This is a genomic window from Ancylobacter sp. FA202, assembly GCF_000380205.1.
Lineage (GTDB): Bacteria > Pseudomonadota > Alphaproteobacteria > Rhizobiales > Xanthobacteraceae > Ancylobacter.
In genome coordinates this window covers 2461494-2477057 of sequence record NZ_KB904818.1, presented here as the reverse complement: position 1 = coordinate 2477057, position 15564 = coordinate 2461494, and the positions used below count along the sequence as shown (strand labels likewise).

The following is a 15564-nucleotide window of genomic DNA, read 5'->3' as shown; positions in this document are numbered from 1 at the left end:
GTCGGGGCTCAAGGACCCTTGAAATGGTCGGGCGCGGTGGTGGTCTCGCCGCCGATCACATCGGTGACGGAGAAGGTGACGGGCAGCGAGGCGCTGGCCGGCAGCTTGGCTGACGTGGAAACCAGCGCCCGCAGCTCATAGGTCTGGTCCGGCCCGACCTCGACCACGGGATGGCCGTTCTCGGTTTCCGAGATGCCGCCGACGACCTCCAACTGCGCTTCCGGCACCCCGTCCACCGCGATGGCGAAACGGCGCGGCAGCGACTGCTTGTTGACGATGCGCAGCGTGTAGGCATTGCGCAGCGATCCGTCCGAGAGGCGGACAAACAGCGGATTGCGGTCGTGGATGACCGAGACGCCCTCCGAGCCGCGCATCGCCAGCGTCGCCACCATGATGCCGCCGACGACGACGATCAGCCCGGCATAGAGCAGGGTGCGGGCGCGGAACACCTTCGCCACCGGCGCGAGCCCCTGCTGGCGGCGCTCGACATTCATCTCGGTGTCGTAGGCGATCAGCCCGGCCGGGCGGCCCACCTTGTTCATCACCGTGTCGCAGGCGTCGATGCACAGGCCGCACTGGATGCAGGCGAGCTGGCTGCCGAGGCGGATGTCGACGCCCGTCGGGCAGGCGGCGACGCATTGCTTGCAGTCGATGCAGTCGCCCGAGGGCACGCCGGCCGCCCGCAGCGCCTCGCTCTTCTTGAACGAGCCGCGCGGCTCGCCGCGATCATAGCGATAGGTGACGTTGAAGGCGTATTCGTCGGTCAGCGCCGCCTGGATGCGCGGCCAGGGGCACATATAGGTGCACACCTGCTCGCGCATATGGCCGGCGAGCACATAGGTGGTGAAGGTGAGGATGGCGATCCAGAGATAGGCGACCAGCGGCGCCGTGCCGGTGAAAAGCTCCCAGACCAGCGTCGGCGCATCGGCGAAATAGAGCACCCAGGCGCCACCCGTCCACCACGCCACCATCAGCCACAGCGTGTGCTTGGCGGCGGCCTCGAAGACGCGCTGGGTGCGCGAGGCGGTCTTCAGCTTCTCGCGCCGCTCGCGCGGGTCGCCTTCCACCATGCGCTCGATCGCCTGGAACAGGTCGGTCCACACGGTCTGCGGGCAGAGATAGCCGCACCACAGCCGCCCGGCCACCGCGTTCATCAGGAACAGCACCAGCGCGGCGAGGATCAAGAGGCCGGTGACGTAGTAGATTTCCTGCGGCCAGATCTCGATGAAAAAGAAATAGAACCGCCCATTGGCAAGATCGACCAGCACCGCCTGCGAGGGGGCATTGGGCCCACGGTCCCAGCGCAGGAAGGGCAGCAGGTAGTAGATGCCCAGCGTGACGATGAGCAGCGCCCATTTGATGCGGCGGAAGGTGCCATGCACGGCGATGGGGTAGATCTTGCGACGGGCCTCGTAGAGCGGGGCGTCGTCGTCATATTCCGGCTCTTCCAGCCGTTCCACCTTGGTCGCCATGTTCATGTCGGTCCCCGAAACGTGCGCCTCGCACCTCTGGCGGTTCGCGCCTGTCATGGAGGCTTTCTAAACCCGGCGGCAGGAACCGTTGATCCGGGGCTTGCCGGGCGGAAAAATGCTTATGCGGCGGGACGTCGCTGAGACGCCCCGCCGCATGGCCTCGCTCCGTCACGTGCAGGCGTTACTTCCCGCCCCCGAGCGCATGCACATAGACGGTGAGGGCCTTGATGGTGGTCGGGTCGAGCCGGCCGCCCCAGGCGGGCATGATGCCGGCGCGGCCATTGGTGATCGAGGCGATCACGGCGTCGCGGCCCGAGCCGTAGAGCCAGATGCCGTCGGTGAGGTTCGGGGCGCCGAGTTCGATATTGCCCTTGCCGTCGGCCCCATGGCAGGCGGCGCAATTGGCCTCGAACACCTCTTTGCCCTTGGCGAGATCGGGCGTGACCCCGGCCGGCACCGGCAGATTGGAGAGCGAGCGCACATAATCGGCCGCCGCCACGATTTCCGGGCGCGGCAGCATGGCGTCGCGGCCGAAGGCGGGCATGTCGCCGACATGTGCGTCGGCATCGGTGGAGCGGATGCCGTGCAGCAGGGTCTGCTGGATCTGCTCCAGCGAGCCGCCCCACATCCAGTCATCATCGTTCAGGTTGGGATAGCCGACCGAGCCGGCGGCCCCGGTGCCGTGGCACGGCGCGCAATTATCGCCGAAGGCCGCCCGGCCCTGGGCGCGGGCGAAGGACAGCAGTTCGGGGCTGGCCTCGATCTCGGCGAGCGAGGCATCCTGCAGCTTCTGCGCGAAGGCGCCACGCTGGGTGCGCAGATCGGCGAGCTGCACCTCGATGGCGTCGCGCGACTTCCAGCCGAGCACGCCGGAAGTGTAGCCGGAGACGAGCGGCCAGGCGGGATAGGCGATCCAGTAGACCACCGCCCAGACGATGCAGGCATAGAAGGTCCACAGCCACCAGCGCGGCAGCGGGTTATTCAGTTCGCGAATGCCGTCCCACTCGTGGCCGGTCGTCGACACGCCGGTGACGGCGTCCACGTTCTTCTGATGCTCGGCCATGGTCAATCCTCGCGCAGCGGCATGCGGGCGGCCTCTTCAAACTGCTTGCCGCGCCGGGGCGAAAGCGCATAGGCGAGCACGCAGAGGAAGATGCCGACGAAGTAGAGAAGCCCCCAGGTCTGGGCGAATTCGGCGAGGGCGCGATAGGTCTCGTTCATCCCGGCCTCCTCAGCGGATGTTTGCCTTGTCGTCGTAAAGCTTGAAGTCGACCATGGTGCCGAGCGCCTGCAGATAGGCGATCAGCGCATCCGCCTCGGAAACAACCTTGGGGTTGCCGTCGAAATCGCGCTGCTGGGCGCCGGGATAGCGCTCGGTCAGCCCGTCGCCATCGGCGTCGGGGGTGGCCTGCGTCTTCAGGTCGGCCAGCGCATCCGCGATCATCGCTTCCGAATAGGGCACGCCAAGCACGGCGTTGACCTTCATGTCGTCGGCGATCTCGTAGGTCTTGAGCGGGGTCTGCGCCAGGAAGGGGTAGCCGGGCATGATCGAGCCCGGCACCACCGAGCGCGGATCGGCGAGGTGCTGGCGCTGCCATTCGTCGGAATATTTGTTGCCGACGCGGGCGAGGTCCGGCCCGGTGCGCTTGGAGCCCCACTGGAACGGGCGGTCATACATGCTCTCGGCCGCCAGCGAGTAGTGGCCGTAGCGCTCCACCTCGTCGCGCAGCGGGCGGATCATCTGCGAGTGGCAGTTGTAGCAGCCCTCGCGGACATAGATGTTGCGGCCGGCCAGTTCCAGCGGCGACCAGGGTCGCACGCCGGAGACCTTCTCGATCGTGCTCTTGAGGTAGAACAGCGGCACGATCTCGACGAGGCCGCCAATGGCGACCACGAGCAGGATGCCGATCATCAGCCAGATCGAGTTCCGTTCGAGGAAGGCGTGCTTGGCCCAGAGGGATTTTTTCGGAGCGGCGGCTTCAGCCATGATCTTGCGTCCTCACTCAGCCGGCACGAGGGAAGGGTTGCGCGCGCCGGTGTCGGCCTCAGCCGTCTCCGGCTGCCGGATGGTCATGAAGATGTTGAACGCCATGATCAGCCCGCCGACGAGGAACAGCACGCCACCCAAAGCGCGGATGATGTAGAAGGGGTGCATCGCCTCGACGGTCTCGATGAAGGAGTATTCGAGGAAGCCGAGCGAGGTATAGGCGCGCCACATCAGGCCCTGCAGGATGCCCGCCACCCACATCGCCGAGATGTAGAAGACGATACCGATGGTCGAGATCCAGAAGTGCCAGTTGACCAGGCGCAGCGAATACAGCTCCCGCTTCTGCCAGAGCCACGGCACGAGGCAGTAAATGGCGCCGAAGGAGATGTAGGCGACCCAGCCCAGCGCACCGGAATGCACATGGCCGATGGTCCAGTCGGTGTAGTGGCTGAGCGAGTTGACCGACTTCACCGACATCAGCGGACCCTCGAAGGTCGACATGCCGTAGAAGGCGACCGAGACCACCATCATCCGCAGCACCGGGTCGGTGCGCAGCTTGTCCCAGGCGCCCGAGAGCGTCATCAGGCCGTTGATCATGCCGCCCCAGGAGGGCATCCACAGGATGATCGAGAAGGTCATGCCCAGCGTCTGCGCCCAGTCCGGCAGCGCCGTGTAGTGCAGATGATGCGGGCCGGCCCAGATATAGATGAAGATCAGCGCCCAGAAGTGGATGATCGACAGCCGGTAAGAATAGACCGGCCGGTCGGCCCGCTTGGGGATGAAGTAGTACATGATGGCGAGGAAGCCGGCGGTGAGGAAGAAGCCGACCGCGTTGTGGCCATACCACCACTGCACCATGGCATCCTGCACGCCCGACCAGACGATGTAGGATTTGGGCGAGAACACCGAGACCGGGATGCTGGCATTATTGCCGAGGTGCAGCATCGCGATGGTGACGATGAAGGCGAGGTAGAACCAGTTCGCCACATAGATGTGCGGCTCCTGCCGGCGCCAGAGCGTGGCGAGATAGACCAGCAGATACGTCACCCACACCACGGTCAGCCACAGGTCGGCGTACCATTCCGGCTCGGCATATTCCTTCGACTGGGTGATGCCCAGCAGATAGCCCGTGCCGGCGATGACGATGAAGAAATTATAGCCCAGCACCACGAACCACGGCGCGAGATAGCCGGCGAGGCGGGCGCGCGAGGTGCGCTGCACCACATAGAACGAGGTGCCGATCAGCACGTTGCCGCCAAAGGCGAAGATCACCGCCGAGGTGTGCAGCGGGCGCAGCCGGCCGAACGCCGTCCAGGGCAAATCGAGGTTCAGCCAGGGAAAGGCGAGCTGGAAGGCGATGATGACGCCAACCAGGAAGCCGGCAATGCCCCAGAACATCGCCGCGATCGTGGCGAACTTCACCGGGCCGAAATTGTAGTTCGGCTTGCCGTCAATCTCCCGCGCCGGCAGCGCCGCCGGGCGGTCGACATAGCGGTTGAGGATGACGAACACCGCCGCCAGGCTGGCGAAGGCGGAGAGATAGGCGTGGAAGGCATAGGCGGCATCGTGCGTCTTCGCCGCCACGGTGATGCACGACAGCGACAGGACCGCGAAGACGAAAGCGAGCCCGCCTTCGCCAAAGGTCATTTTCTTTCCGCTCTGGTCGACGCCGGGCTCGGTGGCACCCGAGCCGCGTCCCTCGCCAGCGGAGCTGTGTAGCTGCGTCATTCGACCCTCCACGTTCCGATCGGCCGATCTGGAACGACTCCATGATGTGGAGGGAGCTTTCGCGCCGCTGAGGGACGACAACCTTGATCCACATCAAGGCTAAGGGTCTTCACGGACGCGGGAGCGGCGGCGCAACGCCGCGCGCAGAGCCGCTCACCGACCGACCGCTCACCGGCCGGCCGCTCAACCCCGCGCGGCCGTCATCCCGGCCGGAGCGAAGCGGAGAGCCGGGACCGCGCTCCATGCGGAAAACGGTCCCGGATCAGCCTGCGGCCGTCCGGGATGACCATCGGGGGATATCCCTCGCCGGACCTGCGCCCTTGCAGCCTTTCGGCGATGGCGTCTAAGACAAGGCACGCCGCCGGCGCGGCGCGCCAGAAGACAGGGCCATTCATGATCCGCTTTTTCTTCCGCTTCGTCGGGCTGTGGGTTCTCGCCGGCGCCTTCGTCGCGCTGGTGCTGGACGGCGTGCGCTCCATCGCCTCGTCGGAAATCGTCACCACCCCGCTCGGCGTCACCTGGCTGGCGGTGAGCCCGGAGTCGCTGGCGCGCTTCCAGGCCTTCGTCGAGCGCAGCCTTTCCTTGACGGTGTGGGACTATCTCGTCGTGCCTGTCCTCGGCGCCCCGCTGTTCGCGGTGCTCGGCATCGCCGGCGCGCTGCTGCTGCTGATCGGGCGCCGGCCGGCCGTGGAAGGTCCGCGCGCCTGATGCCGCGCGCGTGAAGCGGCGCGCCCTCGCGCAAGGGCACGCCACCCCCCATATTGGCGCCAGTCCATGAAGGGATTTGCCCCATGTTCTTCTTCAAGAAGAGTGCCGACCTTCCCACCGCCGCGCAGGCGCTGCCCGGCCGCGCCCAGGAACTGCCCACTGCCGAAACCCATTTCGTCAACGGCCACGCCCTCAAGGGCCCCTACCCGCAAGGCTTCGAGACCGCCATTTTCGGCCTTGGCTGCTTCTGGGGCGCCGAGCGCAAGTTCTGGCAGACCCCCGGCGTCTATGTGACCGCCGTCGGCTATATCAACGGCATCACCCCGAACCCGACCTATGAGGAAACCTGCACCGGGCTCACCGGCCATGCCGAGGCGGTGCTGGTGGTGTTTGACCCGGCGAAGATCAGCTATGCCCAGCTGCTCAAGCTGTTCTGGGAGATCCACGACCCGACCCAGGGCATGCGCCAGGGCAATGATGTCGGCACCACCTACCGCTCCGGCCTCTATGTCACCTCGGCCGAGCAGCGGGCGCAGGCGGAAGCCAGCCTCGCCGCCTATGATGTGGCGCTGCAGGCCAAGGGTTTCCCGGCGATCACCACCGAGATCGTCGACGCCCCGCATTTCTATTTCGCCGAGGAGTACCACCAGCAGTACCTCGCCAAGAACCCGAACGGGTACTGCGCGCTCAGCGGCACCGGCGTCTCCTGCCCGATCGGCACCGGCGTCGCCGCTTGACCAAGACGGGTGCGGCGGGGCTTCCCGCCGCGCCCCCGCGTGTCGCGCAACGGGTGCCCTGTCTATTCTTGATCGCATCGCCCCGGCGTCTTCCCCCGCCCGGCACCTCCGCCGTAACGTTCGCGCCTCGCCTATTGAACGAGGAACGACCGTGACCTCATCTTCCCGCTCCCGCCTTTCCGCCCTGTTCGCCTTGCTGGTGCCGCTGACCGGCGGCGCCGCGCTGGCGCAGCAGCCGGCCCCGGACATGACGCCGAAGCTGCCTGCCGTGCTGCGCGATGCGCGCTATTGCGAGCTCGTGGCGGTGCACATCACCCGGGAAGGCCTCCTGGCCTCCGTGTTCAACACGCTCGGCTTCGACGACTGCCCGGCCGACAAATGGGACGCGCTCACGCGGCGCGAACTGCTCCGGCAGTTCGACACGCTCGCTGTCGTCATGAACGGCCCGCGCCATTTCATCATGGACGGCATCTCCGCCACCGGCGACACCAAGACCGGCGAGATCATCACGGTGGGCGGCATCGTCATGGCCAAGCGGGCCGAGGTGTCGCTCTCGCTGCACCAGGCGATGGGCCCGGCCTATACCGAGCAGACCATCGACCGCAACACCACCTATCGCTTCGACGCCGGCAAGCCGGTGTTCCAGCTCACCGCGCCTGACGGGGCGGTCTATGTCATGCAGTCCTACGCCCAGATCGTCGACCCGGCGATGAGCTATGCCGACCTCGCCGGCCTCGGCGCCAAGCTGAAGCCGCCCGCCGGCTGGAGCTACACCACGCGCACGCCGGACACGGACCTGCTGCTGGTCGCCAAGGGCACGGCCATCGTCATCCAGGACGAGCTGAAGAACACCTACCAGAAGGTGGTCGCGAACTGAGGCCGCGCGCGGCGGGGCGACGCGCTGGCGCGTCCCGCACGTGACGCGCCCCGCCCCCGCGTCAAGCCCCCTTGCCGCCATCGCGGCGCCGTGGCACCCCTCTCGCAGCCGCGAGAGGCGGTGTCAGGCTGGGGTGACGGACGCATGGAAAAAGTCATCGAACGCATCATTCTGCTCAGCCGCTGGATCATGGCGCCGTTCTATCTCGGGCTGGTGATCGCGCTGGCGGTGCTGCTCTACAAATTCGGCGTCGAACTGTTCCATTTCGTCACCCATGCCACGCAGTTCGACGAGAGCGACACCATTTTGGGCATTCTGGCGCTGGTCGACCTCACCTTCACCGGCAGCCTGGTCATCATCGTCATCTTCTCCGGCTATGAGAATTTCGTCGCCAAGATCGACGGCTCCGGCCATGCCGCCTGGCCGGAATGGATGACCAAGGTCGACTTTGCCGGCCTCAAGCAGAAGCTGCTGGCCTCCATCGTCGCCATCTCCGCCATCGCGCTGCTGAAAGCCTTCATGAATCTCGACCGTGGCGTCGACGAGAAGCAGTTGATGTGGCTGGTCATCATCCATGTCGTGTTCGTGCTGTCAGGCGTGGTGCTGGCCTGGACCGACCGGCTGTCGGAAAAGGCGCACTGACATTTTCCGCAATATTTTCGTTCATTGACTTTAATGGACGTGGATTTTGTGTGATAAGTCGCCAGTGCTTTTTCGGACGACCGCCGCGATGACCGATTCCGCCTCCCCCACTCCCGCCCCTGAGCGCCGCGCCCGCCCGGCGCCGGCGCGCATGGCGCCGCTCGCCCGTCTGCCGGTGTTCTTCGCGCTGGCCGGGCGCCGGGTGGTGCTGGCCGGCGGCTCGGAGGCGGCGGCGTGGAAGGCGGAACTGCTCTCCGCCGCCGGCGCGCGGGTGGAGGTGTTCGCCGTCGACCCCTGCGAGGACCTGCTGGCGCTGGCCGCCGCGCCGCCGGACGGCGCGCTCATTCTCATCGCCCGCGACTGGACCCCGGCCGACCTCGCCGGCGCCGCGCTCGCCATAGGCGCCATCGAGGAGGACGAGGAGTGCGCGCGCTTCGCGCAGGCCGCCCGTGCCGTCGGCGTGCCGGTCAATGTCGTGGACAAGCCGGCCTTCTGCGATTTCGCCTTCGGCGCCATCGTCAACCGCTCGCCGCTCGTGGTCGGCATCTCCACCGACGGCGCCGCCCCGGTGTTCGGCCAGGCGGTGCGGGCGAAGATCGAGGCGGTGATCCCGCAGGGCTTCAAGCGCTGGGCCGAGGCCGCGCGCAGCTGGCGCCCGGCGGTGTCCGCCCTCGCGCTTTCCTATCAGGGCCGCCGCAGCTTCTGGGAGCGCTTCACCCGCGCCGCGCTGGAGACGCCGGAGGACGAACCCTCCGAGGCGTTGCGCGAACAGTTTCTCGCCCGCGCCGAGATGGAGCGCACCGACACGCCGCGCGGCTCGGTCGCCCTGGTCGGCGCCGGCCCGGGCGACCCGGAACTGCTGACGCTGAAGGCGGTGCGCGTGCTGCAATCGGCCGATGTCGTGCTCTATGACGACCTCGTCGCCCCGGCGGTGCTGGATGTCGCCCGCCGCGAGGCGCGCAAGATGCTGGTCGGCAAGACCGGCTACAAGGCCTCCTGCAAGCAGGACGACATCAACGCGCTGATGGTCTCGCTGGCCAGGCAGGGCAAACGCGTCGTGCGGCTGAAGGGCGGCGACCCCATGGTGTTCGGCCGCGCCGGCGAGGAAATCACCGCCGCGCGCAATGCCGGCCTGCCGGTGGAAGTGGTGCCGGGCATCACGGCGGCGCAGGGGGCGGCGAGCCGGCTCACCACCTCGCTCACCCATCGCGACCATGCCCGCCGGCTGCAATTCGTCACCGCCCATGCGCGCGACGGCAAGTTGCCGCGCGATCTCGACTGGCAGGCGCTGGCCGACCCCGCCGCCACCACGGTGGTCTATATGCCCCAGCGCACCTGGGGCGAACTGGCGGCCAAGGCGATGGCGGCCGGGCTCGATCCGGCCACCCCGGCCATCGCCCTGTTCTCGGCCACGCGGCCGGAGGAGCGGCAGGTGCCGGCCACCGTCGCCACGCTGCAGGGCGCGCTGGAGCAGGCGGTGGCGGATGGCGCCAGCGGGCCCTGCCTCGTTCTGTTCGGCCACGCCATCGGCGAGGCGGCGGCGTTCGCGCGGCCGGAAGTGGCGGAGACGGCGCAGGCCGCGCGGGGATAACCCAAGAAGCGCACGACATCGGCCGCCTGCGTCCTTCGAGGCCCGGCTGCGCCCGGGCACCTCCGGATGACATGCCTTCCTCAAGGCCACGCATCGTCATGCTGAGGTGCGAGCGTCAGCGAGCCTCGAAGCACGCAGGCCCGGCACCCGGCAGGGCCGCCCCCGCGTCCCGGACAAGCCGCGCCCCGCGCGGCGCCGATCCGGGCCCCAGGAGAAACCCCGCGCAGCGCCTCGAATCCCTTAAAGAGTGCGGCAGAAGCGTTTCGCGCTGGGTCCCAGCGCGGCGCTTTGCCTTCAGCTCCGTGGGGCCGGGACACGGTGCAATCCGCTGGGGATGACGATCATTCAAATGCGCGCCGTCATTCCCGTGCCTGACCCGTGGATCCACATCTTGAGTGGGGAGCGGGCGAGTGGCCGCCTGCGTCCTTCGAGGCCCGGGCGGCGCCCGGGCACCTCAGGATGATGAATGCTGTGCTCTGCGAGAGCCGCCCCCCGTCATGCTGAGGTGCGAGCGCAAGCGAGCCTGGAAACACGCAGGCCCGGCACGCAGGCCCGCGCGGCGAAGACTTCAGCCGATCCGCGCTTCCAGCTTTTCGTAAAGCGGGTTCTCGGCGGCGAACACATAGTCGAGCGGGCCGACCGAGACCGTCGCGGCGCCCTGCTCGCGCAAAAACACCGCCAGCGGGTGCAGCGTGTCCGGCGGGCAGTGCAGCGTCACCATGCCGGAGGAGGTCGGCGCGCCGAAGGGCGCCACGGCGCGGAAGCGGCGCACCGCCTCCTGCACCACGCCGGCATCGCAGGCGGAAAAGCGGGTCTTCACCTCGCGCATGGTGGCGGCACGCTTGGCCGCCGTCACCCGGTCGAGCAGCGCCCGCGCCGCCGCCCGGGCGCCCGGGTTCCAGTCCGCGTGCAGCGAGGCGACCAGATTGGCCTCCGAGCGCAGCATCACCCCGTCATCGATCACCTTCAGCGCATTGGCCGCCAGCGTCGAGCCTGTGGTGGTGATGTCGACGATCAGCTCCGCCGTGCCCGCCGCCGGCGTGCCCTCGGTGGCCCCGAGGCTCTCGACGATGCGGTAATCGACAATGCCGTGCCGGGCGAAGAAGCCGCGCGTGAGGTTAAGATATTTCGTCGCCACCCGCACCCGCCGGCCGCGCGTGGCGTGAAAATGGGTCGCCACATCGTCGAGGTCGCGCATGGTGCGCACGTCGATCCAGGCCTGCGGCACCGCCACCACCACATTGGCGTGGCCAAAGCCCAGCCCTTCCACCAGCAGCACCTTGGAATCGGCGTCCGGGATGCTCTCGCGCACCAGATCCTCGCCGGTGACGCCGAGATGCACGGCGCCGGCGGCGAGCTGGCTGGCGATCTCGGAGGCGGAGAGATAGGCGACCTCCACCCCCTCCACCCCGGTCAGCGTGCCGCGATAGTCGCGCGACCCGCGCGACTGGGTCAGCGACATGCCGGCGCGGGCGAAGAAGCCGGTGGCGTTTTCCTGCAGCCGGCCCTTGGAGGGCACGGCGATGATCAGCGGCGCACTCATCTTGGTGCTCATCAGCGGGCCTCCACGGCGTCGAGGCGGCCGAGCCAGACGGCGAAGCCGACGGCGGGGATGGGTTCCCCGGCACCGAGCCGGCCGAGCAGCCCGTCATAGCGCCCGCCGGCGACCAAGGGCGCTCCCGCCCCGTTCTCGTGCAGCTCGAACACCATGCCGGAGTAATAATCCAGCGGCCGGCCGAAGGCGGTGGCGAAGGAGAGCCGGCCCGGCTCGATGCCCTGCGCGGCGATGAAATGGGTGCGGGTCTCGAAGGCGTCGAGCGCGCGGGAAAGCTCCAGCCCCGCCTCCTCAGCCAGCGCCCGCAGGCGCGCCGCCGCCTGGTCGGGCGTGCCGGCAATGGCGAGATAGCGCTCGATCACCATGACCTTCTCGGGCGACAGCCCCTCGCCGTCGCCGGGCGCCGCCTGTTCGAGAAAGCGCTCGGCGATTTCCGACACGCTGCGCCCGCCCACAGTGGAGATGCCGGCGATGGAGAGCAGGTCCGTCACCAGCGCCCGCGCCGCGTCGGGGTCGGAGCCCGCCAGCGCCGAGAGCACGCCGGCATGGGCGGTGACGCCGCCGGCCTCCGGCCGCTGCTTGAGCAGCGCGAGATCGGCGCCGAGATCGCCGGAGCGGGCGAAATCCTTGATGAGGCGCCGCCGCCAGACGGGGGGCAGGTTCAGCGCGTCGAGCAAAGTGGCGAACAGGCCGGCATCGCCGAGCCTTATCGTCGGGTCGATCACCCCCCACAGCGCCGCCGTCTCCAGCCCCAGCGCCAGAAGGTCGGCATCGGCGGCTTCGCGGTCCTGCCGGCCGAAGGATTCGACGCCCGCCTGCAGCAGTTCGCCGCCCGGCACGTCGGAGCGGAACACCGGGCCGAGATAGGCGAAATCGCGCATCTGCGCGGCGCCATCGGCGATGTAATGGCGGCACACCGGCAGGGTGAGGTCCGGCCGCAGGCACAGCTCGCGCCCTTCCGGGTCCATGGTGATGAACATGGTGCGCCGCATTTCCTCGCCCGAGAGGTCGAGAAAGGCATCGGCGGGCTGGAGCACCGGCGGCTCGACGCGCGCGAAGCCGGCACGCGCATAAAGCGCGAGCAGTTCCTCGGCGTGGCTTTGGTCGGCGGGCATGAGGCGGGTCCGGTCTGCGGGAAACGGGGCGGCTAGAAGCTGCGCGCTTCTAGCAAAGCCCTGCGCCCCGGTCCATGCGCGGGGCGCGACATGGTTTCCGGGCGGGAGTGTCCCGGACCAGCGACACCGCAGGCGGAGCGCCGATCCGGGACCCAGGAGAAGACCCGCCGCAGGCGGCCAAATGCCTTCGTATCGCGCACCGCCCGCCACCGGTTAGGGGGAAAGCCCCCCTCACCCCAGCGCGGCGCCGTGCGGGACGCCGTGATGGTCGAGCAGCTCGCGCACCTTTTCGACCAGCTCGCCCTCGGTGCAGGCGAACTGCGCCGGGCGGCTCTCGCGCCACTCGGCATTGTCGGTGATCGCGGCGGCGGCCTTGGCGCCCTCGATCAAATCCTTGATCTGCACCTGCCCGTTTGCCCGCTCATCCGAACCCTGAATGACCACGCAAGGGCTGTTGCGGCGGTCGGCATATTTGAACTGGTTGCCGAGATTCTTCGGGTTGCCGAGATACATCTCGGCGCGGATGCCGGCCTGCCGCAACGTGCCCACCAGCCCCATATAATGCGCCGTCTGGTCGCGATCCATCACCACCACCACGACAGGGCCGAATTCCGGCGCGGCGTCGGTGTTGAGATAAGACAGCGCGGAAGCGAGCCGCGAGACGCCGATGGAGAAACCCGTAGCCGGCACAGCTTCGCCCCGGAAGCGGCCGACCAGCCCATCATAGCGCCCGCCGCCGCCGACGGAGCCGAAGCGCACCGGGCGGCCCTTCTCGTCCTTCACCTCGAAAGTCAGCTCGGCCTCGAAGACCGGGCCGGTGTAATATTCGAGGCCACGGACGACGGAGGGGTCGATGCGGATGCGGTCAGTACGATAGCCTGCGAAGTAAGAAAGGTTTCCGATTTCTCGGAGTTCCTTGATCCCTTCCGCTGCCTTTGCATTTGAACCGAATGCGCGTTCGAGCATGTCGCACGTCTTGTAATTCACGTATGAGCCGGCCCAACCGGCACGTTCGTCATACAAGAACTGCCCACGCTCGTGCTCAGGCAACGTTGCCATCCACTCGTCGAATTGCTCGCGCGTTAGATACTCGCTGTCGCGTCCAGTCATCTGCGGCGACGCATTAATGAATTTGAGCACCAAGTCGACTTCGGAGGAGGCAAGCCCCGCGCCCTTGGTGAAATCGCCGCTCTTGGCCTCGGGGTTCTCCCAGCGGCCGGCGCCGAGCAGGTCGCGGACGCCTGAGATGCCCACCTTGTCGAACTTGTCGATGGCGCGCAGCACGGTGAGCCGCCGCCCAGCATTCTCATCCCCGCCAAGGCCGATCGCCTCCAGCACGCCGTCCAGCACCTTGCGGTTGTTCACCTTGATGACGAACTGGCCGGCAAGGCCCAGCGCCTCCAGCGTGTCGGCCATCATCATGCAGATCTCGGCATCCGCCGCCACCGTCGGGGCGCCCACCGTGTCGGCGTCGAACTGCATGAACTGGCGGAAGCGGCCGGGGCCGGGCTTCTCATTGCGAAACACCCAGCCGGCGCGGTAGCTGCGGAAGGGTTTTGGCAGCTTGTCGAAATTCTCCGCCACATGGCGGGCGAGCGGGGCGGTGAGGTCGTAGCGCAGCGACAGCCACTGCTCGTCATCGTCCTGGAAGGAGAACACGCCCTCATTCGGCCGGTCCTGGTCGGGCAGGAATTTTCCCAGCGCGTCGGTGTATTCGATGAAGGGGGTTTCCAGCGCCTCGAAGCCGTAGAGCTCATAGACCTTGCGGATGGTCTCTAGCATCGCCCGCGTCGGTACGAGTTCGCCCGGCCCGCGATCGGCAAAGCCGCGCGGCATGCGGGCGCGAAGCTTGGTGGGTTTGTCCTTGGCCATGGGCGCCGTCCTTCTCGAAGTACGGCGCGGGTTTAGAGGATGGGGCGCGTGGCGGCAATGCCGGTGCGGGAGACGGGCCTCAGTCGAACAGCTCCGCCACCGCCTCCTCGGCGATCGCGAAGCCGGTGGAGGCGCCGGTGCCGCTGGTCACCACCACGAGGCGGATATGGTCGTGCGGCCGGTCGATGAAGGCGAGCCGGTCCGGCGCCGAGGCATAGGTGCCGATCCAGCGTTCAGTGACCGGCGGCCGGCGGCCGAACAAGGCGGCGTATTCGTCGAGGATCAGCTCGTCGACGAAATCGGGCGCGAACGGGTCCGGCGTCGCGCCATAATGGTGGCTGTCGCCCACCACAAGCGAGCCATCGGCTGACTGCACCACGATGAGGTGCACGCCATGCGTGAGGTGCTCGGCCTGCTCGGCCTCCAGCACGCGCTTCAGCGCCTGCGCTTCGGGCAGTTCGGCATAGCCGAGATAGCGCCCCAGCGAGAGGTCGGTCATCACGGAGCCGGGCAGCATGCCCAGCGCCGGGTCGCTCACGCGCAGCATGTGCAGCTTGCAGCGGGTGACGCCATAGGCGGTGAAGCGGTCCTCGAACAGGGTGTGAAAATCGTCGCCCGGCGCCACCACGATCCGCGCGGCCGACACCGTGCCGGACGAGGTGACGACCCGGCCCGGCTCGACCGCTGTGACCGCGCTCTCGCGGCGGAATTCCACGCCCTCGCTGGCCAGCCAGGCGGCAAGGCGAGGGATGGCGTCGCGCGATTCCACCCGCATGTCGTGCGGGCTCCACAGCCCGCCGGAAAGCTCGCCCGTGAGCGCCGGCAGCCGCTCGCGCGTCGCCTCTGGCGTGAGCAGTTCGCAGCCCTCACCCATCTCAGTGGCGCGGAAGGCTTCCAGCACCGGCAGCGCCTCGGGGCGCCGCACCGCCACCAGCAGGCCGCGATGCACCACCTCGATGCCGGCCCGGGACGCTATTTCGGCCCAGATGTCGCGCGAGCGCATCGCCCGGCGCCAGCACTCGCCGCGCTGCTGGCCGGTGACGGTGACGAAGCCGAAATTGCGCACCGAAGCGCCATTGGCCTGCGCGTCGCGGTCGATGACGACCGTCTTCAGCCCGCGCCGCCGCGCCGCTATGGCGTGGCCGAGACCGACGACGCCCGCACCGACAATGGCGAGATCGAAACTGTCCGACATGAGAAAGGTCCGCGTGGAGGGGAGATCCGGGAAGCGGCCAAGCCTATAGCCGCTCTGGCCCGCCCGCGCCACGCGACCTTGTGCG

The 15564-nt window shown here is 68.0% G+C and carries 14 protein-coding genes; 5 read left to right on the top strand and 9 right to left on the bottom strand.

Features of this window, described 5'->3' with window-relative positions:
• Positions 1–8 precede the first annotated feature (8 nt).
• The 5 genes from ccoG to ccoN all read right to left on the bottom strand — a co-directional run bounded on the left by ccoG (position 9) and on the right by ccoN (position 5106).
• Positions 9–1478: a cytochrome c oxidase accessory protein CcoG gene (gene ccoG / locus A3M1_RS0111115; RefSeq protein ID WP_018389047.1), complete on the bottom strand. Its 1470-nt coding sequence runs from the start codon at positions 1476–1478 to the stop codon at positions 9–11.
• 175 nt (positions 1479–1653) lie between these two features.
• Positions 1654–2535, bottom strand: coding sequence for a cytochrome-c oxidase, cbb3-type subunit III (ccoP, locus tag A3M1_RS0111110; RefSeq protein ID WP_018389046.1), 882 nt, complete (start codon positions 2533–2535; stop codon positions 1654–1656).
• A 2-nt stretch (positions 2536–2537) separates the two neighbouring features.
• Positions 2538–2693 carry a cbb3-type cytochrome c oxidase subunit 3 gene (locus A3M1_RS0111105; RefSeq protein ID WP_018389045.1) on the bottom strand — a complete coding sequence of 52 codons (156 nt, stop codon included), beginning with the start codon at positions 2691–2693 and terminating at the stop codon, positions 2538–2540.
• Between the two features lie 10 nt (positions 2694–2703).
• Positions 2704–3459 carry a cytochrome-c oxidase, cbb3-type subunit II gene (ccoO, locus tag A3M1_RS0111100; protein WP_018389044.1) on the bottom strand — a complete coding sequence of 252 codons (756 nt, stop codon included), beginning with the start codon at positions 3457–3459 and terminating at the stop codon, positions 2704–2706.
• A gap of 12 nt (positions 3460–3471) precedes the next feature.
• Complete coding sequence (ccoN, locus tag A3M1_RS0111095; RefSeq protein WP_026221274.1) at positions 3472–5106, bottom strand: cytochrome-c oxidase, cbb3-type subunit I; 1635 nt, start codon at positions 5104–5106, stop codon at positions 3472–3474.
• A 474-nt stretch (positions 5107–5580) separates the two neighbouring features.
• Between ccoN and A3M1_RS0111090 the strand changes: the two genes are divergently transcribed.
• The 5 genes from A3M1_RS0111090 (at position 5581) to cysG (ending at position 9742) form a co-directional block, all read left to right on the top strand.
• Entirely contained in the window at positions 5581–5895 is a 315-nt protein-coding gene (locus tag A3M1_RS0111090; RefSeq protein ID WP_018389042.1) for a hypothetical protein, read from the top strand.
• 83 nt (positions 5896–5978) lie between these two features.
• Positions 5979–6632: a peptide-methionine (S)-S-oxide reductase MsrA gene (msrA, locus tag A3M1_RS0111085; protein WP_018389041.1), complete on the top strand. Its 654-nt coding sequence runs from the start codon at positions 5979–5981 to the stop codon at positions 6630–6632.
• A 151-nt stretch (positions 6633–6783) separates the two neighbouring features.
• Positions 6784–7509: a hypothetical protein gene (locus A3M1_RS0111080; protein WP_018389040.1), complete on the top strand. Its 726-nt coding sequence runs from the start codon at positions 6784–6786 to the stop codon at positions 7507–7509.
• Positions 7510–7653: 144 nt separating this feature from the next.
• Entirely contained in the window at positions 7654–8151 is a 498-nt protein-coding gene (locus A3M1_RS0111075) for a TIGR00645 family protein (RefSeq protein WP_018389039.1), read from the top strand.
• A gap of 88 nt (positions 8152–8239) precedes the next feature.
• Positions 8240–9742: a siroheme synthase CysG gene (cysG, locus tag A3M1_RS0111070; protein ID WP_018389038.1), complete on the top strand. Its 1503-nt coding sequence runs from the start codon at positions 8240–8242 to the stop codon at positions 9740–9742.
• 568 nt (positions 9743–10310) lie between these two features.
• On the opposite strand, the gene hisG is transcribed toward cysG, so the two are convergent.
• The 4 genes from hisG to A3M1_RS0111050 all read right to left on the bottom strand — a co-directional run bounded on the left by hisG (position 10311) and on the right by A3M1_RS0111050 (position 15479).
• Complete coding sequence (hisG, locus tag A3M1_RS0111065; protein WP_026221273.1) at positions 10311–11285, bottom strand: ATP phosphoribosyltransferase; 975 nt, start codon at positions 11283–11285, stop codon at positions 10311–10313.
• A gap of 11 nt (positions 11286–11296) precedes the next feature.
• Complete coding sequence (locus A3M1_RS0111060) at positions 11297–12412, bottom strand: ATP phosphoribosyltransferase regulatory subunit (RefSeq protein WP_018389036.1); 1116 nt, start codon at positions 12410–12412, stop codon at positions 11297–11299.
• A 231-nt stretch (positions 12413–12643) separates the two neighbouring features.
• Complete coding sequence (hisS, locus tag A3M1_RS0111055; RefSeq protein WP_018389035.1) at positions 12644–14284, bottom strand: histidine--tRNA ligase; 1641 nt, start codon at positions 14282–14284, stop codon at positions 12644–12646.
• Positions 14285–14363: 79 nt separating this feature from the next.
• Positions 14364–15479: a TIGR03364 family FAD-dependent oxidoreductase gene (locus A3M1_RS0111050; protein ID WP_018964121.1), complete on the bottom strand. Its 1116-nt coding sequence runs from the start codon at positions 15477–15479 to the stop codon at positions 14364–14366.
• Positions 15480–15564 lie beyond the last annotated feature (85 nt).

What these genes read in the sequence shown, in the direction of transcription:
- ccoG (WP_018389047.1), bottom strand. Translation starts at nt 1,478, where the DNA reads ATGAACATGGCGACCAAGGTGGAACGGCTGGAAGAGCCGGAATATGAC.
- ccoP (WP_018389046.1), bottom strand. Translation starts at nt 2,535, where the DNA reads ATGGCCGAGCATCAGAAGAACGTGGACGCCGTCACCGGCGTGTCGACG.
- A3M1_RS0111105 (WP_018389045.1), bottom strand. Translation starts at nt 2,693, where the DNA reads ATGAACGAGACCTATCGCGCCCTCGCCGAATTCGCCCAGACCTGGGGG.
- ccoO (WP_018389044.1), bottom strand. Translation starts at nt 3,459, where the DNA reads ATGGCTGAAGCCGCCGCTCCGAAAAAATCCCTCTGGGCCAAGCACGCC.
- ccoN (WP_026221274.1), bottom strand. Translation starts at nt 5,106, where the DNA reads ATGACCTTTGGCGAAGGCGGGCTCGCTTTCGTCTTCGCGGTCCTGTCG.
- A3M1_RS0111090 (WP_018389042.1), top strand. Translation starts at nt 5,581, where the DNA reads ATGATCCGCTTTTTCTTCCGCTTCGTCGGGCTGTGGGTTCTCGCCGGC.
- msrA (WP_018389041.1), top strand. Translation starts at nt 5,979, where the DNA reads ATGTTCTTCTTCAAGAAGAGTGCCGACCTTCCCACCGCCGCGCAGGCG.
- A3M1_RS0111075 (WP_018389039.1), top strand. Translation starts at nt 7,654, where the DNA reads ATGGAAAAAGTCATCGAACGCATCATTCTGCTCAGCCGCTGGATCATG.
- cysG (WP_018389038.1), top strand. Translation starts at nt 8,240, where the DNA reads ATGACCGATTCCGCCTCCCCCACTCCCGCCCCTGAGCGCCGCGCCCGC.
- hisG (WP_026221273.1), bottom strand. Translation starts at nt 11,285, where the DNA reads ATGAGTGCGCCGCTGATCATCGCCGTGCCCTCCAAGGGCCGGCTGCAG.
- A3M1_RS0111060 (WP_018389036.1), bottom strand. Translation starts at nt 12,412, where the DNA reads ATGCCCGCCGACCAAAGCCACGCCGAGGAACTGCTCGCGCTTTATGCG.
- hisS (WP_018389035.1), bottom strand. Translation starts at nt 14,284, where the DNA reads ATGGCCAAGGACAAACCCACCAAGCTTCGCGCCCGCATGCCGCGCGGC.
- A3M1_RS0111050 (WP_018964121.1), bottom strand. Translation starts at nt 15,479, where the DNA reads ATGTCGGACAGTTTCGATCTCGCCATTGTCGGTGCGGGCGTCGTCGGT.